Source organism: Streptomyces albiflavescens, from assembly GCF_014645835.1.
Taxonomy (GTDB): Bacteria; Actinomycetota; Actinomycetes; order Streptomycetales; family Streptomycetaceae; genus Streptomyces; species Streptomyces albiflavescens.
Map to the genome: position 1 here is coordinate 1 of NZ_BMMM01000037.1, position 20,108 is coordinate 20,108.

Genomic DNA, 20,108 nt, shown 5'->3' on the forward strand with positions numbered 1-20,108 from the left:
GCTCAGCAGGCTCGCCGACCCCGACACCCTCCACCACACCCCCATCGGAGTGCTCCGCTCCGTGGAGCGCCCGGCCTACGACGCGCTCATGGCCGACCAGCTCGACACCGCCGTCGAGCAGAACGGCAAGGGCGACCTCGCCGCCCTCCTGACCGGCAACGACACCTGGACCGTGGAGAACGCCCATGACGTACGTCATCGCGCAGCCCTGCGTTGATCTGAAGGACAAGGCCTGCGTCGACGAATGCCCGGTCGACTGCATCTACGAAGGCCCCCGCAAGATGTACATCAATCCGGACGAGTGCGTGGACTGCGGAGCCTGCGAACCCGTGTGCCCGGTCGAGGCCATCTTCTTCGAGGACGACACCCCGGAGGAGTGGGCGGACTTCCGCAACGCGGACGCCGAGTTCTTCGCGGAGCTCGGTTCGCCGGGCGGCGCGTCCCAGCTGGGGCCGGTCGAGCGCGACCACCCGGTGGTCGCCGGGGCGCCCCTGCCGACGGCGTGACGTCGCCGGTCGCCTGGACGTCCGGCTCCACCAGGACCAGTTGGACGTCCAGGTCCACCACGCCGACTGGACGTCCAGGTTCACTGCAACCGACTGGACGTCCAGGTTCACCGCTACCGACTGGACGTCCAGGTTCACCGCTACCGACTGGACGTCCAGGTTCACCGCTACCGGCTAGACGTCCAGGTCCACCACGACCGGCGCGTGGTCCGATGCGCCCTTGCCCTTGCGCTCCTCGCGATCCACGTACGCGTCCTTGACCGCCTTCGAGAACGCCTCGTTCCCATAGACGAGGTCGATGCGCATACCGCGGTTCTTGGGGAAGCCGAGCTGGCGGTAGTCCCAGTATGTGAAGGGGTGGTCGTACTTGAGGGGACGCGGGACCACGTCCGCGAGGCCCGCCCCTCGCAGGTCGGCGAGAGCTGCGCGCTCGGCCGGGGTGACGTGTGTGGCGCCGTCGAAGAGGGAGATGTCCCAGACGTCGTCGTCCGTCGGCGCCACGTTGTAGTCCCCCAGCACCGCGAACGGCCGGCTGCCCGCCGCGTCGCCCGCGACCGCGGCCTTGAGGGCCTCGAACCACTGGAGCTTGTACGCGTAGTGAGGGTGGTCCACCTCGCGTCCATTCGGCACGTACACCGACCAGACGCGGGCCGGGCCGCAGGTCGCGGAGATGGCGCGGGGCTCCTCAACACCTTCGTAGCCGGGGTCGCCGGGCAGGCCCTTGACCACGTCTTCCAGGCCGACTCGGGAGATCACCGCGACGCCGTTCCACCGCCCCGTCGCGTGCACGGCCGTCTCGTAGCCCAGCTCGCGCAGCTGGTCGGAGGGGAACTGCTCGGCCGCGACCTTGGCCTCCTGGAGGCAGAGCACATCGGTGCCGCTGCTCTCCAGCCAGGCCAGCAGCCTCGGGAGACGGGCGGTGATCGAGTTCACGTTCCAGGTGGCAATGCGCATGACTCACAACCTACCGGGCGGGTACGACAACGGGCCCGGCAGTGCCACAGGAGGGCCCGATTTCGACAGGCAAACTTGTAAGTTCGCCTGTTTGACAGTTAGCCTGTCGATATGTCGTCGCCCGAGGACCGCGCCCCGCTGAGCCGCGAGGAACTGGGGCGGGCCGCACAGGAACTGCGGTCCGCTCTGGACCGGCTGCTGCGCAAGATCCGTGTCGAGGCCGCCGATCACGGTCTCTCCCTCTCGCAGTCGTCACTGCTGAAACGGCTCGACCGGGAGGGCCCGGCGGCTCCCGCGGCCCTGGCCAGGGCCGAGCTGGTCCGCCCGCAGTCGATGCTGGCCACGGTGAACGCCCTGCAGACCGAGGGCCTGGTGGAGCGCCGGCCGCACCCCACGGACGGCCGCCAGGTGCTCATCGCGCTCACCGAGAAGGGCCGGAACCGACTGCGACAGCGCGGAGAGCTTCGCGAGGACGCGATGGTCCGGCTCATGGCCGAGCGACTGACCCCGGCCGAGCAGCACGCACTGGCCGAGTCCGTCGAGCTCCTCAGACGACTGGGCGAGACCTGACCGACTGCCTTTCCCCCAAGGGACCGCCCCTTGCCTCCCCCAAGAGCCGCTCCCGCCTTTCCTTACGCGCCACAAGGAGTACGACCATGCCCGCCACCGCCCTCGACGAGCGCTCCGCCCTGGTTCTCATCGACCTCCAGAAGGGCATCCTCGCCCTGCCCACCGTCCACCCCTCCGAGGCGGTCCTCAAGAACGCGACCCGGCTGGCCGAGACGTTCCGTGCGCAGGGGCTGCCCGTCGTACGGGTGCGGGTCGCCTGGTCCCCGGACGGCGGCGACCTGCCGGCGGGGCGGGCGGACCAACCCGGCCCGGCCGCCGCGCCGTCCGCGGAGTTCGCCGAGTTCCCGGACGAGCTCGGTCCGCTCGGCGACGACATCGTGATCACCAAGCGGCACTGGGGCGCCTTCACCGGCACCGAACTGGATCTCCAGCTGCGCCGCCGTGGCGTCACCCAGATCGTGCTCGCCGGGATCTCGACGTCCATCGGCGTGGAGTCCACGGCCCGTTCGGCCTTCGAGCACAGCTACCACCTCACGGTGGTGGAGGACGCGACCACCGACCTGGACGCCGACTCGCACACGCACAGCTTCGGCAAGATCTTCCCGCGGATCGCGGAGACGGCGACGACGGACCAGGTGCTGACTCTGCTGAAGGCCTGACGCCGCTGGGGGGTGATGCCGAAGGACCGGAGCCGGCGGAAGGCTGGTGCCGAAGGACCGGCGCTGCCGGAGGGTTGATGCTGCCGAAGGGCCGACGCTCAGACCTCGGCCGAGGCCCCCGGCGCGAGCCGCAGGTGTTCGGCGCCGCCGAGCGCTCCGATCTGGTTGTCGTAGATCGGCCGGGCGAGGTCGGTGAGCAGGGCGTCATGGATGTCGTACGCGCGCTGCGGTTTGACCTCGCGGACGTACTCGATGACCTCGGCGATCTTGTTCCACGGGGCCATGACCGGGAGCATCAGCGTCTCCACGGGCTGGTCGGGGACGGTAAGGGCGTCGCCGGGGTGGAAGACGCGGCCGCCGTCGACGAGATAGCCGACATTGGTGATGCGCGGGATGTCCGGGTGGATCACGGCGTGCAGTTCACCGTGCACCTGGACGTCGAAGCCCGCGGCGGTGAACGTGTCGCCGTGGCCGACGATGTGCACGCGCCCCGGGAAGGCGGCGGAGATCTTCTCCGCGACCGACCTCAGGGTCCAGATCTCGGCCGCCGGGTTGGACTCCATGCCCGCCCGCAGCCGCTCCTCGTTGAAGTGGTCGAGGTGCTCGTGGGTGACCAGGATGGCGTCCGCACCGACCGCGGCGTCCTCCTCGCTGAAGGTGCCAGGGTCGATGACGAGCGTCTGGCCGTCCTTCTCCAGGCGGATGCACGCGTGCGACTTCTTCGTGAGCTTCATGGGTCCATCCTGCCCCGGGCGACGCCGCGAAGGGCGGCTGAGACTAGGGGGTTTCTGATGGATCTCCGTGGAAGAAGGAGCGGCGTTCGGTGCGTGCTCTCGGCGTGCCGGGCGGAAGTCCTCGTAGCGGAGCTACTAGGGCTTTTGTCCGGTGCGGCGAGAGTGCGTGCCGGGCGTCGCGACGCCGCGGAGATCCATCAGAAGCCCCCTAGTGCTCCTACTGCCCGTCTGAAGATCACTCCTGCGGCGTGGTCTCCTCCCGGATGACCTGCTGCGCCACCTTGAACGCGCTGTTGGCGGCCGGTACGCCGCAGTAGACGGCCGCCTGGAGGAGCACCTCCTTGATCTCGACCGGGGTGAGACCGTTGCGCAGGGCCGCCCGGATGTGGAAGGCCAGCTCCTCCAGGTGGCCGCCCGCGACCAGCGCGGTCAGCGTGACACAGCTGCGCGAGCGCCGGTCGAGCCCGGGACGGTCCCAGATCTCGCCCCACGCGTACCGGGTGATGAACTCCTGGAAGTCCCCGGAGAATTCGTCCGCCGAGGCCAGCGCCCGGTCGACGTGCGCGTCCCCCAGCACCTCACGGCGCACCTTGATCCCGGTGTCGTACGGATCGGGGCGCCCCATCCCCATGACCTCGGGCTGGATGGCGGCCGGGGCGATCTCGGCGAGGGGCGCGACCGACGGGGGCGCGGCAAGGGCCGGCTTCACCGGGGCCGCCGGGATCGCCATCTGGCCGGTGGTCGAGCCGAAGGCGGGCTGCCAGGCGGTGGAGAAGTGCCGTACGAGCAGGTCCGTGACGGCGGCGGGCTGCTCCACGGGGACCAGGTGCGAGGCTCCCGGCACGACGGCGAGCCGGGCGTCCGGTATCCCGGCGACCAGCGTGCGTGCCTCGGCGGGCCCGGTGACCTGGTCGTCGGAGCCGACGAGGACGAGCGTCGGGACGCCGATCCGGCCCAGCTCGGCGCGCACGTCGAAGGCGGCGAGCGCTTCGCAGGCCGCGATGTAGCAGCCGGGGTCGGTGGTACGCACCATCTGCACGGCCCACTCGGTGATCGCGGGCTGGGCCGCCGCGAACCCGCCCGTGAACCAGCGCTCGGGCGACATACGCGCGATCGGGTCCAGCCCGTTGCTGCGCACGATCACCCCGCGCTGGCGGAACTCGTCGGCCGTACCGAACCGCGGCGAGGCGGCGATCAGCGCGAGCGAGGCGAGCCGCTCCGGGTGGCGCAGCGCCAGCTCGATCCCGAGCGCACCGCCGAACGCGCACCCCGCGTACCCGAACCGCTGCACGCCGAGCTGGTCGAGCGTGGCGAGCAGCCGTCCGGCGAGTTCGGCGACCGAGCCCCCCGGATACGCGGGCGCCCCGCCGTGTCCCGGCAGGTCGAACCGGAAGACCCGCCAGTGCTTCGCGAGCTCCGGAACCTGTCTGTCCCACATGTGCCATGTGGTACCCAGCGAGGGACCCAGGATCAGGACAGGAGCGTCTTCTGGCCCGTCGAAGCGGTATTGCAGGGTGCTCTTCGGTGTCTCACTCACTCGCCCGACCCTCTCATCTGTCACGAGATGTCACATCGCCGGGGTGGACATAGCGGGCCTTGCCCCGCTCCGGCACTGCCCGACCTGCCGACGAGAGCCCAGGTATACGTTCTCCGGCATGTACTCGTGGCCGTGTCGGCAGTGGGCCCTCCGGGCGCGTGCCCTCCTTCAGTCGCTACGAGCAACGCTTTCCTCTTTGATCACGGCCTCCAGGCGGTTCGGGTTGCAGCATCGAGTGTGGTGGCACGGACGAGGCTCGGCGTCACTCACCAGGAAACCTTCCGGAATCCCGCCCAACAGCAGCTTGAACACCACACGGTGAACGCTTGGTAGAAGGCTTGGCCGTAGCCGGATGCTCTCAGTTACAGCCGCCGGTCCAAAACCAGCAAGCGGACTCCGCATCCACCTCGCCCCAATCCTGCTGGCCATACGGCTCGCAAGTCGCTCGGCTGATAGTCCGCGTGGCTCACTCTTGCCCCTCCGCCGCACCCACGTGCAGGCCATCCCAAGTGGTGGCGGCTCCGCGAAGATCTTCTACATCCGGCTTGACGTACCACCGCTTGGTCGTCTTTACGTTCGTATGTCCGGCCCATCGCGCGAGGATGTGGTCCGGGACACCGTTGTTGGCCAGGAAGGTGAAGCACGACGAGCGTGCGTCGTAGAGCCTGACGCGACGGAGCCCGAGAAGCTCCATAAGCCGGTACGCGCGTCGGCGGAGTTACTTGATCGTGAAGGCGTCGCCCGCCTCGTGCGCCAGCACGTAGCCCGACACCGTGTATGCCTCCCCAAGAGCGAGCCTCTCCTCGGCTTGGAGAGCCCGGAATGCCTTGAGGGCTCCCAGCACCAGCACTGGCAGCGGCAGATCCCGCTCACCCGCAAGAGACTTGGTGTCCTTCTCCACCACGTACCGGTTGCCCATCATCGTGCGCGTGTTGGCAATGACGATCGTGGCGTTCTCCAAGTCAACGTCTTCCCACCGGAGGCCGCAGACTTCAGCTGGACGAAGCCCCATCAGCGAAAGAAGAAGCGCTGCTACGGCTCCACCGCCAAGTACAGCCAAATGCGGACCTGCTCAATGGTCGCGACGATCGCCGGTTTGGCTGACCGGCGATCGTGGTCTATGTTGCGCGCTGCAGACTCGTTGATGGTGTTGATGCGTTCGCCGATCTCATCGGCCCAGATGGTCAACTGGGCATGGAATTCAGCGATTTCGCGGATCGCATTGGTCTTCAGGTAGGTGCGGAACTGGTCCTGGAAGCGCGGCAAGTCGTCGGCGACGAGCCGCTGGTGCAGGTCGCGGTAGCCGTGGGCGGAGGCGACGGAGTCGTCGAGTTCGTTGGTCTCGGTGGGGTAATTGCTGCGGAAGGCGCCCATCTGAGAGGCGATCGACTGGGGGAGGCGGTTCCGTTCCCTGGCCCAGCGGTTCTTGTGCGCCGTCACCTCCTCGCGCAGCCGGGTCTCGGCCCGGGCGCATTCCTGCGCGATACGGCACATGAGGCGAGCGTCCACCAGGCGCTGTTCGAGGGCGGGGAAGTGGGCCTGGGCACCGGCGGCGGCCGGTTCGTCGAGCACGGCTCGGGCCTCGTCGCGGGCCCGGAGGGCTGTGTCCCTCTCGCCCGACACCCTCCCCCAGCTCTGGTTCGCCTTCTCGTAGGCGGCTTCCTCGTTGAGCCGGCGGTACTGCCGACTGCCCGAGGAACGCTCGACGGGACTCACCCCGCGAGCCAGGGCATCGGGGACTGGGCCGAAGACGCCGTCGTCCTAGGCCCGTTGGTGCATTGCAAACAACAGCCTTCGGCCGTCGGTGAATTGAGAGCCCCGTTGACGACAGTGCCGGGCGGCATAGGGGCGTAGTCGGGTCGGTTGTGCTTCTATGGAAGCAGCGTTGGCCGTGGGAGAGGCGCGAAGGGCGGGATTCGCTGAATGCTGGACGACGCCTCCCTCTCCGCGGCGACAGCAGCCGGTGCCGCCGTCGCCGAGGCGGCCACCACCGAGCGGTGGCCGTTCGTGCGCAGCTGGGCAGCGCGCTTCCTCTCCAGGGGCGACTACCAGGCCGAGCAGGAGCATCTGAAGCGCCTGGACCTGAGCGAAGCCGCCTTACGCCAGTCGTACGGCCCCGAACTGCGCATCAGGGTGGAGACTGCCCTGCAGACGCGGTTCGAACTGCTGCTGGAGGAGTCCGCGGGCGTCGAACGGGCCGAACTCGCGGCGCAGCTAATCCACTTGGCGCAGCTGTGCCGGAGCACGTACGCCACCGTGGCTGTGCCCGCGACGACCGGCGCAGTCTCGTCCGACGGCGGCACGGGCGAGCCCGCCGCACTGGTGGGGCGGATCCCGGCCGAGGCGGCGCAGTTCCGCCACCGTGCCGAGGCCGCCCTGCTCGACGGGCCGTCGGCAATCCAGGTGCTCGCCGGTCCCCCGGGAACGGGCAAGACACAGCTTGCCGCGCACATCGCCCGGCGTGCCCTGCGGGACGGCTCGGCCGACCTGGTGGTGTGGGTGACCGCTGGGAGCGGAGACGCACTCGTCTGCGGCTACGCCGACGCCGCCGCGGCCACCACCGACCACGACCCCGGCCAGCCGGAACGCTCCGCGGAGGCGTTCCGCTCCTGGCTGAGCTGGACCGACCGGCGCTGGCTGGTGGTGCTCGACGGGGTGCCGGACACCGCCCACCTGCACGGTCTGTGGCCGCCGGCACGGCCGAACGGCCGGGTCCTGGTCACCGCCCGGCGCGCCACCTCCCTGCCGGACGGCAGCGGATACGTCGAGATCGGTCCGTACCTCGCCGACGAGGCGGTCGACCAGCTGACACGTGAACTCCTCAGCCACGGCCACCGGGACGATCCCGTCGACGTCGCGGCGCTCGCCGCCGATCTACGGCAGAACCCGCTGGCGCTGTCGACGGCGGCCGCCTGCATGGCACATTCCGGACTGGCCTGCGCCGCCTACCGCGGCCGTCTCGCCCGGCTGGCCGGTCCCGACGGGGTCGGGCCCACCCGCAACGCGGTCATCGCCGGCTGGTGGGTGGCGGTCGAGACGGCCGACCGGCAGTGCGCCGGCCTGGCCCGCCCCCTGCTCGAACTGGCCGCCGTACTCGATCCGCACGGCGTCCCGGTCACGGTGCTCACCAGTCGTCCCGCGCTACGCCATCTCGCGCGCCGACGCGGGCGGCAGGCTGCGGAGGCGCCCCTTGTCGTCGAGGCCCGGGACGTTCTGGACACCCTCGACGTCCTGCACCGCCTGCGCCTGGTGGAGCACGACAGCGACACCGCGTACCCAACCGTACGGCTGAGCACCTTGGTGCAGATGGCCGTGCGGCGGGCGGTGCCCGTCGAGGCGTGGGACGGCCTGACCCTGAGTGCCGCCGATGCCTTACGGGCGGTGTGGCGTCCGGCGTCCGACCAGCCGCAGTCCGTCCTGTGCCGGGCGCTGCGGTCGGGCACGGACATCCTGACCAGGCACGCCGGGGAGGCCCTGTGGCGGCCCCACTGCCATCCGGTGCTCTTCCACGTGGGCCGCAACCTCATCAACGCCGGGCTCATCCGGGGAGCCCGTATCCGCTGGGACTGGCTGCACACCCGGCTGGACCAGCGTTTCGGCCCAGACCACCCGGACACCCTGGCCGCCCGCGGGTACCAGGCACGGGTGTGCGGCGCCTCGCAGGACGCGGACGGCGCCGTCACCGCCTACCGTGACCTCCTCCACGACCTGGAGCGGGTCCTCGGCCACGACAACCCTGATGTGTTCATCATCCGGGACAACCTCGCGCGCTGGCAGGGAGTCGCGGGCGATCCGGCCAGAGCGGCGATGGCGTACACCGACCTGCTGGCCGACCGGCTGCCCGTGCTCGGTCCTACCCACCCCGACACGCTCCTGACCCGCCACAACATCGCGCTCTGGCGGGGCAGGGCCGGCGATGCCGCGGGCGCTGCGACGGCGTACGCCGAACTCCTCGACGACATGGTGCGGGCGTTCGAGGCGAACCACCCGGCCGTTCTGGAGACCCGCGACCAACTGACCGAGTGGCGGAACAAGGCGGCCGACGTGGCCGCGGCGGCCCGCGGTCCCATGGCCACGTGTCCGCGGGCCGATCAGCTCGAACCGGACCTCTGGTCCCGTCCGGCAACCGACGGCGGGGCCCGGCCGTCGGAGGGGTCCGCGCTCTCCGCCCAGCAGCTGCTGCTGGAACCGCCGTGGTCCTCCCGGCTGCGCCGCCGGCTGACCCGACGCAGTAGACCGGCCGGCAGCGGACCCCGGTCCCTCGCGGAGCTCGGCTCCCCGATCGCCGGATGTCACCGCGTCTCGGTGATCAGCCTGAAGGGCGGAACGGGCAAGACCACCACGGCGGCCGCGCTCGGCGCGACCCTGGCCGGCCTGCGCGACGACCCGGTGATCGCTGTCGACGCCTCCCCCGAAGGCGGCACGCTCGGCCATCGGGTGCGCCGGGAGACCGACTCCACGATTCTGGATCTGCTCGCCGCCCTCCCCGAACTGGACGGCCACGACGACATCCGCAGGTTCACCGAGACCGGCCCCAACGGTCTGGAAATCCTCGCCCACGACGTCTCGCCCGCGCTGTCCACCCCGTTCGGCGCCCAGCAGTACCACCGGGTCGTCGACGCCCTGAGCCGCGCCTACCCGATCATCGTCACCGACTCCGGCACGGGCCTGATGCAGGAAGCCATGCGCGGGGTGCTGGCGCTCACCGACCAGTTGGTGGTGGTCGCCACCGCGAGCGTCGACGGCGCGGCGGTCGCCGACGTGACCCTGGACTGGCTCTCCCACCACGGCCACGCCGAGTTGGCCCAGCGCACCCTCGTGGTCCTCTCCGCCGTGCACCCCGGCGCCACGCTGGTCAGGACCGACCGCATCATCGAGCACTTCGCGGCACGCTGCCGAGGCGTCGTCACGATCCCCTTCGACGAGCACCTCGCCACCGGCGCCGAACTCGACCTGGCCCAGTTGCGGGCCGAAACCCGGCGGGCGTACGCCGAGCTGGCCACCCTGGTCGCGGAGGGCTTCCCTCGTGCGTCTGGGGACGCGGGGAGGCAGGGCGAGCGGACGGGTGCGACGAGGCCGGGGACAGCGCAACCCAAGGAGCCGACGGAACCGCCCAACGCGGTCGTAGAACCCGAGCCGTCCGCGGAGCCCGACACCCCCGAACCACCCGCAGAACCCGCCGCGGCGGCACCGCCCCGCAGCCTCGAGCCTCCCGGCGGTGCCGCCGCTCTTCCCCCGCCCGCGTCGCCAGGCAGATCTGCGCGCACGCCCCGGCCTCCGCGGCGGGCCCGGCTGACCGTGGCCGACGGCGTCGTACGCATCGGGACACCCACCACGATCGAGTTCACGCTGGCCGTCACCGACCCGCGGGACACGGACATGGACAGGACGGCGCCGGTATCCGTCCTCGTGGTCGCCACGTCCCGGTCCTCCGCGACGCTGGAACCCTCCGCGGTCTCCTATGCGACGGACGACGCACGGCCCGCGCAGTTCACCTTCACCGCCTGGGAGGCAGGCGAGCACCGACTGCGCTTCAGGGTGTACGACCCCGAGTACGGCAAGGTGCTGCAGGTCGTCGAGACGACCCTCCCGGTCGCGGTCCCGGAACCGCTCGGGAGGCCGTGAACCCATGAACCACGTGCTGAGCACCGAGGTCGTCCACAACCCTTCGGGTGACCTCACCCAATGGCCCGAGGACCATGGACAGCAACCGATCGATCTGTCCGTCATCCTGTCTGTCAAGTCAGAAGACCGTGTCGAGATGATCGCTGTCCCACACGGCAAGCGCGCCCCGCGCACGGGTCACCATCGGGCCGGTCTCCAGGTCTCCGCCACCGTCATCCGTGATCAGGCCGACCGGCTGCGCGGTCAGTGGCACGATTTCGTCCGCCACCAGCCCAGGGACGCCGAAGGGATGCCGTACGGGCCGCCGTTTCCCTTCGCCGCCACGCATGACCTCAGGCCGTCCCGGAGCACGGTCGTCCCGATGATCGAGGAACTGGCCAAGAGCGGGGACCGCACACTGAAGCGGATCCTCGCGGGGACGGACAGCGATCTGGTGTGGTTCCGTGAGTTCCTGCTCGGCGAGCTGCGCCGGGAGGGCCTACGCATCAGCTTCGACTCCCCCGACCTGTCCCTGCCGTGGCCGATGCTCGCTGTGCGGACCGAGGACTCGGCCACGCCCTCGTTCCTCGGCTACCGGCACGAGATCGATCAGACCGGGGCGTCGTACGCACCCGTCTACTCCCCCGCCGTCCGGTCCCTCCCGGTCACCAGCCTCAACACCGACACGGCGCTCGACGGCATCGGCCGCTCGGAAGAGGTAGCCGAACTACTGTGCAAGCGCTCCCAGTTGACCGTTCGCACCCACTCGGACGAGCTGCTCAAGTCGCTGGCGGACGCGGAGTTCGACGAGGACCTGATGTACTTCTGGTGCCACGGCGCCTTCAACGAGTACGGCGCTCACCGCACCATGGGGGTCCGTCTCTCGGACGACAAGGTCATCGACGCGGATCGGGTCCACGAGCACCGCGAGGAACTCAGTACCGCGCAGGAGTCGGTGTTCCGCCCGTTCGTCCTGCTCAACGCCTGCCACGCGGGGGTGCCGGCGGCGACGGCCGAGCTGGAGTACCTCGGCAAGGGCTTCATCAAGCACGGTGCAACCGGGGTGCTGGGCCCGCAGATCGAGATCCCCCAGATCTTCGCCTCGGAGTACGCGCACGCCTTCCTCGACAGGTATCTGACGGGGTCGCAGACCGCGGGAGAGATCTGCCGCGCCCTGGTCCGCCACTTCCTCGACGACCTGCACAACCCGCTCGCCCTGGCCTATCTTCTGTACTGCGGCATCGACAGCCTCCTGGAGATCCGACCGTGCACCTCATCACCGTTGACCTCGACGAACGGGGACGGCTCCGCTCTGCCGACGGCCGTCATACCGTCCCAGGCCACCGGATCGCCGACCATCTTGCCGAGCACGTCCGCACCCCTGACCGAGTAACGGACCTCTACGTCTATGTACACGGCTGGCAGACCGCGCCATCCACCGCGCAACGTCGCGCGACCGCCCTGCTCACGCGGGCCCGGGAACTGCACGCCGCTCATCCGGACCACTATCCGCAGTTGGCCCGAGGGTACCGGCCGGCGGTCGTGACCGTGCGCTGGCCGTCGTCCAGCTTGCCCTCGCTCGGCGGCTACCGTCGTATCCGCGACCGCGCCCATGCAATGAGCGCACCCGCTCAGGGCCACGCGCCCCACGTTCTCGCCCACCTTCTGGGCTACCTCGACGCGCAGCGCCCCGACCCGACGGCTCCCCCGGTACTCGCCAACCGCAACGGCCAATACCTCCATCTCATGGGCCACTCGTTCGGCGGCCGTTTCCTGTGCGAGGCGGTGCAGTGGGCGGCGAGGCCGGACGCGCCGCGCGTCCTGGGGTGGAGTGCGCGCGCGACGCCCGGACGCCCCTTCAGCGTGGACAGCATGGTCATCTTCCAGATGGCCGCACCCCGCGACGCGTTCGACCGTCTTTTCCCGTCCCTGTTCCCGTCGGGCGCAAAGTCCGGCGCTCCGTTGCGCGGACCGCTGGTGCTGACTCACTCCCGCTGGGACCGGGCCACCGGTTTCTGGCATCTGCGCGCGGAGGGCTCCGCCGGCATCGGTCACTCGGGGGCCGGCGCGGCACCGGTCCCCCAGTTCCATACACGGCTGTTGCCGGTGCACGAGCCGTACCGGCTCTCGACACTGGATCACCGACTCGTCAACGTGGATGCCAGCGTGCGGTTCCGCGGCAGCGCCCGTACCCGCCTGGCTCCCGCCGGAGCCCACTCCGACTTCGACCACCCCGAGTCGGCCCATCTGCTGCTGAGCCTGGCGGCACTGTCTCGCTGACTGCGCGACGGACATGACGCAGGGGGCAGACACGGCTCGCTCAGTGTCCGACGCACTTGATGCCCATCACCTGACAGCTGGCCGCGGACCAAGTCGCGCTTCCTTAGACGCGGGGCGTTCGCCTCAAAATTACCGCGCCACCCGGGGGCACGTCCGCACCGAGGTTCCCGCCCATGAGGTCGCCGAGCATTTCCAGCTGAGCACCCCGTCCGTCCGACCGGACCGGGACGGCCGGATACAGTGCGCGCGACGGCAGCCTGGATGATTGAGGAGGGGAAGCGTGACCGACACCAGCGAAACCCGATCCGCCGACAGTGCAGCGCACGAGACTCAGCGGAGCCGACTGCACCGCCTGATGCGCTACCTCCCCCTGATCGCCCCCGTCCTGCTGTGGGCCGTGCCCTGCTGGCTGCTGCTGCTGCACACCGGCCAGCACTGGCCGCTCCCTGTCACGCTCGCCGGCACCGCCCTGTTCGCCCTCGGCCTGATCGGCATGCCGCTCGCGATGGTGCGCGGACACGGCCGACGCCAGCAGGACTGGGCGGCGATCGTCGGGGACACCCTGCTGGGCACCATCTGGGTCCTGTTCACCTGGTCCGTTCTGCTCGGCGTCCTGCTGCGGCTCGCCCTGACCGTGAGTGGCGTCGGCGACGGCCAGGACCGGGCCCGGATCGTCACCTGGGCGGTCCTCGGCGCAGCCGCCGTGCTGCTCGCCTGGGGGTACGCCGAGGCCCGCCGGGTACCACGGGTACGCCGCCTCGACGTGCAACTTCCGCGTCTGGGGGCTGGGTTGGACGGCACGCGCGTCGTCCTCATCACCGACACCCACTACGGCCCGCTCGACCGCGCCCGCTGGTCGGCGCGGGTCTGCGAGACGGTCAACACGCTGAAGGCCGACCTGGTCTGCCACACCGGAGACATCGCGGACGGCACGGCCGAACGCCGCCGCGCCCAGGCCGCCCCACTCGGCACCGTGCAGGCCACCCGGGCCCGGGTCTACGTCACCGGCAACCACGAGTACTACAGCGAGGCCCAGGGCTGGGTCGACCTGATGGACGAGCTGGGCTGGGAGCCGCTGCGCAACCGCCATCTGCTGCTCGAACGCGGTGGCGACATCCTCGTGGTCGCCGGCGTGGATGACGTCACGGCCGAGTCCTCCGGTCTCGCCGGCCACGGCGCCCACCTCGCCGGAGCCCTGCACGGCACCGACCCCGACCACCCCGTCCTGCTCCTGGCCCACCAGCCCAAGTTCGTCGACCGGGCGGCAGCCGGCGGCGTCGACCTCCAGCTCTCCGGCCACACCCACGGCGGCCAGATCTGGCCCTTCCACCACCTGGTCCGCATCGACCAGCCCGCCCTCGCCGGCCTCAGCCGCCACGGCACCCGCACCCTCCTCTACACCAGCCGCGGCACCGGCTTCTGGGGCCCGCCCTTCCGCGTCTTCGCCCCGAGCGAGATCACCCTGCTCGTACTCCGCTCCCCGCAGCGTCCCCCCACGCCGTAGCGCTGGACGGGCCGGCGGTTCAGCCTGGAGATGCTGCAGTGCGCCGGCACCCCGCAGAAGGGCTACGCATCCTGCAACGCCCTGCGCGTCACCACCGCCTTCCAGGAAGAGCAGGCGGCGAAGAAGGGCATCGCCCCCCAGACCGTCCGGCCGAACGCCGCCGCGGACTCCCCCACCGGCTACGGCCCCAGCGACCTGCAGTCGGCCTACGGCCTGACCTCCGCCGCCTCCGCCGGCGGCTCCGGCAGGACCATCGCCATCGTCGACGCCTACGACGACCCGAACGCCGAGTCGGACCTGGCCAACACCCACGACAGTCAGGCTCTGACGCCCCTGTCCGAAGCCTCCCGCCGATCCGCTCCACCACGGGCCGCACCGACGCCGGTCGGCCAAGCTCCATGGGGCAAGGGCTGTGACTACTTCCACTTGCGCTGATGGCTGCACTGGCAAGGCACCACCCCTACAGCGCTGACGGTGGACTGTGGCCACTTCGTCTCACAGATCAGGGTTGTGTGAACTACGTATTACGCGGCCGACCTCGATCGTGTGTGGAGCGAGCCGAGGTGTACGCGATTTCGATGGCCCTGGGAGCGCCGGAGGCGAGGGAGTCGCCGGGAGAGGCCGCTGGAGCAGGCGATTCCCCCGCCAGGGCAGAGACGACGGCACACACGGAGCGCTCGGCGTCCAGCGGCTCCTGCATGCCGGCCACCATGCAGGCGAAGCCGGTGCCCTGCGAACCGGCACACCGCGTCATTCCGAAGGAATGCGAAACTCGAATTTGGGACGGTCCCACGGCACGACGGGCGGATTCGCGAGTGCGGTCCCGGTCCGCACCGCACCAACGCGGTGGTAGAAGTCCTCGGCGGGAAGATGCGACACGACCTTGACACGGTCGAGCCCGGCGGCACGGGCCTCGGACTGCATGTGCGCAACGAGCAGCCGTCCAATACCACGTCCTTGCGCTTCGTCGGCAACGAACAGCAGGTCGAGCTCCGGTGGAGCGAGGACGAGCGAGTAGAACCCGATGACCCGGCCTCCATGATCGTCGGCACCGATGGCTACGAAGGCGCGGTGGGCTTCGATGTAATCAGGACCGACCCGGTAGCCCGCCACTGCGGCTGCGTACTTACCCTCGTAGGCGCCTGAGCCACGCACGAGCCGCGTGAGCCGTTTGGCATCCCGCGCGACTGCCCTCCGTATCGTGATCGGCTGGCTGATCGGAGAAGTGCGTGAACCCATCGGGAGAGTATTTCGCACCGGGGAGTGCCTTCCTGCGGCGGGTCGGCTGCTCGGGCAGGCGTTCCTGCACCGCTCCCGGGAACCACTCATGCGCGCGCAACCGATCTCACACCGAAGCCGCGCCGGAGCACTCCGGTGCGGCTTCGGCGTCTCACGGCTCCGCGGGGAGGTACCCGTCGGACCGGTTTCTGGCGGGCCTCGCCGTCACCCGCTATCACACTGCCGGTCGCCGCCACGCAGCAAAGTGACGGCCGTGTCCGGGCCGATGCCCACCACAGGAAGCAGCTGCGGGGCGTGGCGTTCCGCGAGCCGGGCCAGGCGGCCTTCCAAGTCCTGGATCTGCTTGGTGAGCTGCCCGATTCGCTGGGCCAGCAGACACAGGGTGATGCGGGTGGCCTGCAGCACACGTTCGCGCCATGGTCCGCACGGACGACGAGCGCGCCCAGCGACTCCGCGACAAGGGCGCCGAGGTCGTCTTTGGCGACCTGCTCAACTTCCGCGACGTCCGGGCAGCCATGGAGGGCGTCCAGCGCGCCTACTTCAACTATCCGGTCGGCGACGGCCTGGTGGAGGCCGCAGTCATGTTCGCTCAGGCTGCCAAGGAGCAGAACCTCGAGCTCATCGTGAACATGTCGCACATCCAGTCCCGCTCCCACGCACGCAGCAAGGCGACGCAGAGCCACTGGCTCTCCGAGCAGATCTTCGACTGGTCGGGCATCCCCACCACGAGCCTGCGAATCACCTTCTTCATGCAGTGGCTGCTCTCATCTCCGGCCTGATCCGCTACGGCCGCTACGCCATGCCGTTCAACGCCGACAGCCGCTTCGCCCCGATCGCCGCCGCGACATCGCACTGACCGCCGCCAAGATCTTCGCCAACCCCGAACAGCACGGCGGGCAGACCTACACCCTCACCGGTCCGATGGAGTACAGCCACGAGGAGCTCGCAGCCGAGGTCAGCCGTGTACTCGACAAGGACCTGCCGTTCGAGCACGTCACCGTGACGACCTTCCTCGAACTGATCGGTCTCGCGGACGACACCGCCAAGCTCAAGCATTTCGAGGCTGTGACTATCGACCAGCAGGAGGGCCGCCTGGCGGGCATCAGCGACGCCGCAGATCGCGCTAGCAGTGCGCTCCCAGGCGACGCCAGCAGTTGGTCAGCCCGCGCCGCTCGCGATCTGCCCATCAGCTTCCAAACCATATTTGCGCAAGCGATCGCCTTCGTCGTGACGCCCTAGTTCCTTCAATAGATCCACCATCTCGGCGATAGCAAACGGTTCTCCCGCCAGGATTGCCTTCCTGTACCAGGAAATCGCCTCCTCGCCGCTGGCTTGTCGCGCAGTGAGGAATGCCGTGAGATGGAGCGCCGATGTGTGGCCTTGTTTGGCGAGTTTCTTCGCGCGCGACACTGCCTCGTCAACTCGCCCGAGCTGTTCAGAAAGCCCTGCCATGCGCCAGAGGGCGAAGGCATGTCCTTGCTCAGCCAAGGAGCCCAGCCAACGTAGCGCCTCATCCTCGCGCCCCGACTCGACCAGCAGCTCCGCGGCCGTGTGAAGCACTGCCATGTCCACACGCCTCTCGGGCTCCAGACACCAGCGCAGCGCGTCGTCAGAACGCTCTGCCTCCATAAGGATTTCGAGATATGCGGCCGAGGCGAATGGCCGGCCGGCCGTCGCGAATGGCTCCAACCACGTTGCAGCTTGCTCGAGTCCTTCACATTTCACGGCCAGTTCGGCTCCGGCACCGAAGGCCATGTCGTGGCCAGCGTCGGCCGCACGCTTGAAGGCCGAGAGCGCCTCGGCCGAACGACCTGCCTGAGCAAGTGTGTTGGCCGTGACCATCAGATCGGTGGCGCCCTCTTGAGCCAGCTCGTTCAGCCAAGCAAGGGCCCTATCAGGACCATCGGTGTTCCACACCATGCCTACGGACTGCCGGATCGCGAGTGCGTCGCCAGAAAGTGCTGCTCGCCGGTAGAACTCAAGTGCCTCTGCTAGGCGGCCGTGCTGCTGAAGCTTCTCACCGGCTTCGCGGGCGGCAGCGGCGTCACCGCGGTCGGCGAGTCCGCCGAGCCACGAGATTGTCTCATCCGTACTGCGCGAGTCCGCTGTCAGGTCGACGACCCAGGAGAGCGCGAGCTCATCTTTGGCTTCGGCCAGTCGTGTCAGCTGGTCGACTACTTCATCCTTCTGGCCGAAAGCCTCCGACAGCTCGACCAGGTTCGCATAGGCGTCCTCGTCCCTAGACTCGACTGCGCGCTGATACCAGCGCAAGGCCTCCTGGTGCTGCTCGGCTCGTTCCATCAGATCGCCCGCGAGCCAGGCAGTGCCTTCGATGCCCGCGGCGTCGGCACGCAGATGGAGCTGGAACGAGTATCGAAAGAGACCGCGGTTTCGGGCTTCCCAGGTCAGCCCGACAAGATCATTCATCTCTGCATGTTCGGGAAGCGCACTCCAGAGCGAAGCCGCACCAGGCCCGGTCGCCCGACTCGACCGTCCATGGTGATCGAGATAGTCGGCAAGACGAAAATGGGGTTCCGCGTGAACTGCCTGACCGGGACGGGGGCGCACCAGGCTGAGAGGACTGGTCGCACCGCGGCAGGGCTGTTGAAGCACGGAGAGGGTTTGGTCGAACCAACCCTCCCTCAGGGCAGACCATTCGTCATCGGTGAGATAGCCGACGGCAGCCAGTTCCAACAGCGTACGGGGCAGTGCTCCACTGCATCCGATCCGGCGGGCATCCATTGCTGCATGGATCACGGCCTGCGCGGGGGCCGGGGCAGTCGTATAGCGCTCCATGAGAGCGAAAGCCGCAGAGAGGTACTGGACAATCCGTCCGTCGCCGACTCGGTGAAGTGCCTCTGCCAACCGCCGGTCTTCGTGTGCTGCTCTGCGCGCTTCCAGCAGAGCTGGCTCATCGAACGAACGGGGGACGAGAACACTGTGGCCGGCAAGCAGCAGGCGGGCTTCTCGGTGCCCATCCGGTGCGCCCGAAGCGGGCGGCAGGGTAAGCCTTTCCCAGTGCTCCGGCCAGGCTGTTCCCAAGACCACGACCGGGCCCCGGGTGGGATTCTTGAGTAGCTCCCTCAACGCCGCGGCCGCCTGCTCGCCCAGCTGAGGCGACGCCAGGTAGGGCTCGATTTCATCGAGCCAGACCACCGTCCGCGGCCCGACGGACAGCACGCCATTTAGGAGTGCCTCCGCTGGGCTTGGAGCAATCGGATACCAGAGTCGCCAGTCGCCCGGTAGCGCCTGGATAGCCTCCCAGCATGCTCGTGTCTTGCCCGTGGAGGAGTCGCCAACAAGTACGGCTAGAGCGCTCTGTTCGGCGGTGGCCCGTGCGACGAGCTGGCCCACCCGCATGTCGTGTTCCCGGCTGATGTAGGCCGGCAGCGGGGGCAGCCGGTCACCGGGTTCCCTCTCTTCGGCCTCGATGACACGGTGCACCTCCAGAGCGAACGGATCGGTGAAGTCCCGGATCGGGGAGCCCACCACGGTATGGGTGTGCTGCGCGGCGGAATCCGGACCGTCTACGCAGAACCCCTCTGCCGTCGCCCGCCCGAAGAAGCGGTCAACCAAGGCACGTTGTGGGAAGAGCAGGTCCGAGAGCTGCTGCCGGCCCCAGAGTTCAATGTCGAGCGGGTGATAGTCCGTACGCAGTTGATGGAGCCGATCCTCCACCGCAGTGTCACCGGTATAGGCAGTCGTGACCAGCACGAAGCGAGTGGCGTCGAAGGGGCGGGTTCCTTCGACATACATCCGAACCGCATCTGAGAGGGCATCGGCGGTGAAACTCTGCCAGCGCTTGGCCTGATAGACGGTCAGGCTGCCATCGTCGAAGTACCCCACGACATCGATGCCGTGCTGCTTCTGCCCGTTCCTGCCGTACAACCTGGACCGGACCGCACCCTCAACTTCACGGGCCAGCGCCACGATCAGATGCTCGAGGCTCTCCCAGGACAACTGCTCTACCTGAAGGAGCAGCGGGGCTGTCACCGTGAGCGGCGGAGGAAGATCTGGAGGTGGATCCACAAGCCTGTGACCAGCATCGATCTCTTCCCAGAGTTGCTCCACGTCCTCTTCCCCCGAGTCGGCTGCGGGAATCGGCTCGGGGGGATCGTGCTGCGGGTTCGTCGTCATGCGGTCATGATGTATTCCGCCACTGACAATGGAATCAGCTCCACGATCGGACGGCCCTGATAGCCCTCGTGTGCCAGCCAGTTGAACACGCCGAACTCCGCATTGAGCCCATGGAGACCTGCGCATGTGAACTTCCATCTCGGCACCCACCTTCAACACCGACAGCCCGGCTGATGGCTGCTCAACACCTAAGCTTGGTGTTTAACCTCGGCCGTTCACCTGACCCGCTGATCTTGGTTCGTTCCTGGGACAGCAGGACGGCCGTTCTTCACGCTTCGAGGTGTCGAGCAACGTCGCGTGAAGGCACAGTTCATCCCTGGCTGGCCCTACTCCTTCGTCGCCGCGCTGGAGACGGGGCGCACGTCCTGGACGGCAGTGCTGGAC

19 protein-coding genes and 1 pseudogene are annotated in these 20,108 nt (G+C 69.0%); 11 read left to right on the top strand and 9 right to left on the bottom strand.

From position 1 onward, the window contains the following. Positions 1–217: pseudogene (locus IEY95_RS48190) on the top strand (hypothetical protein); the annotation flags it as partial. Next, positions 186–506 carry a ferredoxin gene (gene fdxA / locus IEY95_RS48195; protein ID WP_189192693.1) on the top strand — a complete coding sequence of 107 codons (321 nt, stop codon included), beginning with the start codon at positions 186–188 and terminating at the stop codon, positions 504–506. The pseudogene IEY95_RS48190 and the gene fdxA, both read left to right, overlap by 32 nt. A 174-nt stretch (positions 507–680) precedes the next feature. Here fdxA and IEY95_RS48200 read toward each other — a convergent pair whose 3' ends face one another. After that, entirely contained in the window at positions 681–1,460 is a 780-nt protein-coding gene (locus IEY95_RS48200; protein ID WP_189192694.1) for an exodeoxyribonuclease III, read from the bottom strand. Between the two features lie 111 nt (positions 1,461–1,571). On the opposite strand from IEY95_RS48200, the gene IEY95_RS48205 reads away from it, so the two are divergent. Further along, entirely contained in the window at positions 1,572–2,030 is a 459-nt protein-coding gene (locus tag IEY95_RS48205) for a MarR family winged helix-turn-helix transcriptional regulator (protein ID WP_189192695.1), read from the top strand. 86 nt (positions 2,031–2,116) lie between these two features. Further along, positions 2,117–2,689, top strand: coding sequence for an isochorismatase family protein (locus IEY95_RS48210; RefSeq protein ID WP_189192696.1), 573 nt, complete (start codon positions 2,117–2,119; stop codon positions 2,687–2,689). Positions 2,690–2,787: 98 nt separating this feature from the next. On the opposite strand, the gene IEY95_RS48215 is transcribed toward IEY95_RS48210, so the two are convergent. The 5 genes from IEY95_RS48215 to IEY95_RS48230 all read right to left on the bottom strand — a co-directional run bounded on the left by IEY95_RS48215 (position 2,788) and on the right by IEY95_RS48230 (position 6,676). Continuing rightward, complete coding sequence (locus IEY95_RS48215) at positions 2,788–3,423, bottom strand: MBL fold metallo-hydrolase (RefSeq protein ID WP_189192697.1); 636 nt, start codon at positions 3,421–3,423, stop codon at positions 2,788–2,790. Positions 3,424–3,658: 235 nt separating this feature from the next. Beyond that, positions 3,659–4,960, bottom strand: coding sequence for a bifunctional 3-oxoadipate enol-lactonase/4-carboxymuconolactone decarboxylase PcaDC (gene pcaDC / locus IEY95_RS48220; RefSeq protein WP_189192698.1), 1,302 nt, complete (start codon positions 4,958–4,960; stop codon positions 3,659–3,661). A 466-nt stretch (positions 4,961–5,426) separates the two neighbouring features. Next, the gene (locus tag IEY95_RS50035; protein WP_229703869.1) at positions 5,427–5,654 is read right to left on the bottom strand and encodes a tyrosine-type recombinase/integrase; all 228 of its coding nucleotides are present in this window, start codon (positions 5,652–5,654) and stop codon (positions 5,427–5,429) included. A 24-nt stretch (positions 5,655–5,678) separates the two neighbouring features. After that, positions 5,679–5,921 (bottom strand): site-specific integrase, encoded by a 243-nt coding sequence (locus tag IEY95_RS50040; protein ID WP_229703870.1) that lies wholly within the window; start codon positions 5,919–5,921, stop codon positions 5,679–5,681. Positions 5,922–5,992: 71 nt separating this feature from the next. Continuing rightward, on the bottom strand, positions 5,993–6,676 hold the full coding sequence (locus tag IEY95_RS48230) for a hypothetical protein (RefSeq protein WP_189192699.1): 684 nt from the start codon (positions 6,674–6,676) through the stop codon (positions 5,993–5,995). A gap of 207 nt (positions 6,677–6,883) precedes the next feature. Here IEY95_RS48230 and IEY95_RS48235 point away from each other — a divergent pair, with 207 nt between their 5' ends. The 5 genes from IEY95_RS48235 (at position 6,884) to IEY95_RS48250 (ending at position 14,783) form a co-directional block, all read left to right on the top strand. Further along, positions 6,884–10,585 carry a nucleotide-binding protein gene (locus IEY95_RS48235; protein WP_189192700.1) on the top strand — a complete coding sequence of 1,234 codons (3,702 nt, stop codon included), beginning with the start codon at positions 6,884–6,886 and terminating at the stop codon, positions 10,583–10,585. Between the two features lie 4 nt (positions 10,586–10,589). Further along, on the top strand, positions 10,590–11,957 hold the full coding sequence (locus IEY95_RS50045; RefSeq protein WP_229703871.1) for a CHAT domain-containing protein: 1,368 nt from the start codon (positions 10,590–10,592) through the stop codon (positions 11,955–11,957). Between the two features lie 122 nt (positions 11,958–12,079). Then, complete coding sequence (locus IEY95_RS48240) at positions 12,080–12,844, top strand: hypothetical protein (RefSeq protein WP_229703872.1); 765 nt, start codon at positions 12,080–12,082, stop codon at positions 12,842–12,844. A 280-nt stretch (positions 12,845–13,124) separates the two neighbouring features. After that, positions 13,125–14,348 carry a metallophosphoesterase gene (locus IEY95_RS48245; protein ID WP_189192702.1) on the top strand — a complete coding sequence of 408 codons (1,224 nt, stop codon included), beginning with the start codon at positions 13,125–13,127 and terminating at the stop codon, positions 14,346–14,348. A gap of 30 nt (positions 14,349–14,378) precedes the next feature. Then, positions 14,379–14,783: a hypothetical protein gene (locus IEY95_RS48250; RefSeq protein WP_373294698.1), complete on the top strand. Its 405-nt coding sequence runs from the start codon at positions 14,379–14,381 to the stop codon at positions 14,781–14,783. A 315-nt stretch (positions 14,784–15,098) separates the two neighbouring features. Here the strand turns inward: IEY95_RS48250 and IEY95_RS48255 are convergent, their stop codons facing one another. Further along, positions 15,099–15,587, bottom strand: a complete 489-nt coding sequence (locus tag IEY95_RS48255; protein WP_189192703.1) for a GNAT family N-acetyltransferase — start codon at positions 15,585–15,587, stop codon at positions 15,099–15,101. A gap of 204 nt (positions 15,588–15,791) precedes the next feature. Next, positions 15,792–15,992: a hypothetical protein gene (locus IEY95_RS48260; RefSeq protein ID WP_189192704.1), complete on the bottom strand. Its 201-nt coding sequence runs from the start codon at positions 15,990–15,992 to the stop codon at positions 15,792–15,794. 11 nt (positions 15,993–16,003) lie between these two features. Between IEY95_RS48260 and IEY95_RS50050 the strand changes: the two genes are divergently transcribed. Both IEY95_RS50050 and IEY95_RS50055 read left to right on the top strand, forming a co-directional pair. After that, positions 16,004–16,366, top strand: coding sequence for an NAD(P)H-binding protein (locus tag IEY95_RS50050; RefSeq protein ID WP_229703873.1), 363 nt, complete (start codon positions 16,004–16,006; stop codon positions 16,364–16,366). 142 nt (positions 16,367–16,508) lie between these two features. After that, complete coding sequence (locus IEY95_RS50055) at positions 16,509–16,826, top strand: hypothetical protein (RefSeq protein WP_229703874.1); 318 nt, start codon at positions 16,509–16,511, stop codon at positions 16,824–16,826. Here IEY95_RS50055 and IEY95_RS48270 read toward each other — a convergent pair. Beyond that, positions 16,746–19,724: a hypothetical protein gene (locus tag IEY95_RS48270; protein WP_189192705.1), complete on the bottom strand. Its 2,979-nt coding sequence runs from the start codon at positions 19,722–19,724 to the stop codon at positions 16,746–16,748. The two genes, IEY95_RS50055 and IEY95_RS48270, sit on opposite strands and share 81 nt — an antisense overlap. Positions 19,725–20,108 lie beyond the last annotated feature (384 nt).

Coding starts and splice junctions, on each gene's coding strand:
- IEY95_RS48210 (WP_189192696.1), top strand. CDS start 2,117: ATGCCCGCCACCGCCCTCGACGAGCGCTCCGCCCTGGTTCTCATCGAC.
- IEY95_RS48270 (WP_189192705.1), bottom strand. CDS start 19,724: ATGACGACGAACCCGCAGCACGATCCCCCCGAGCCGATTCCCGCAGCC.
- IEY95_RS50045 (WP_229703871.1), top strand. CDS start 10,590: ATGAACCACGTGCTGAGCACCGAGGTCGTCCACAACCCTTCGGGTGAC.
- IEY95_RS48215 (WP_189192697.1), bottom strand. CDS start 3,423: ATGAAGCTCACGAAGAAGTCGCACGCGTGCATCCGCCTGGAGAAGGAC.
- IEY95_RS50055 (WP_229703874.1), top strand. CDS start 16,509: ATGGAGTACAGCCACGAGGAGCTCGCAGCCGAGGTCAGCCGTGTACTC.
- IEY95_RS50050 (WP_229703873.1), top strand. CDS start 16,004: ATGGTCCGCACGGACGACGAGCGCGCCCAGCGACTCCGCGACAAGGGC.
- IEY95_RS48250 (WP_373294698.1), top strand. CDS start 14,379: ATGCTGCAGTGCGCCGGCACCCCGCAGAAGGGCTACGCATCCTGCAAC.
- IEY95_RS48255 (WP_189192703.1), bottom strand. CDS start 15,587: ATGGGTTCACGCACTTCTCCGATCAGCCAGCCGATCACGATACGGAGG.
- IEY95_RS48235 (WP_189192700.1), top strand. CDS start 6,884: ATGCTGGACGACGCCTCCCTCTCCGCGGCGACAGCAGCCGGTGCCGCC.
- IEY95_RS48200 (WP_189192694.1), bottom strand. CDS start 1,460: ATGCGCATTGCCACCTGGAACGTGAACTCGATCACCGCCCGTCTCCCG.
- fdxA (WP_189192693.1), top strand. CDS start 186: ATGACGTACGTCATCGCGCAGCCCTGCGTTGATCTGAAGGACAAGGCC.
- IEY95_RS48205 (WP_189192695.1), top strand. CDS start 1,572: ATGTCGTCGCCCGAGGACCGCGCCCCGCTGAGCCGCGAGGAACTGGGG.
- IEY95_RS50035 (WP_229703869.1), bottom strand. CDS start 5,654: ATGGAGCTTCTCGGGCTCCGTCGCGTCAGGCTCTACGACGCACGCTCG.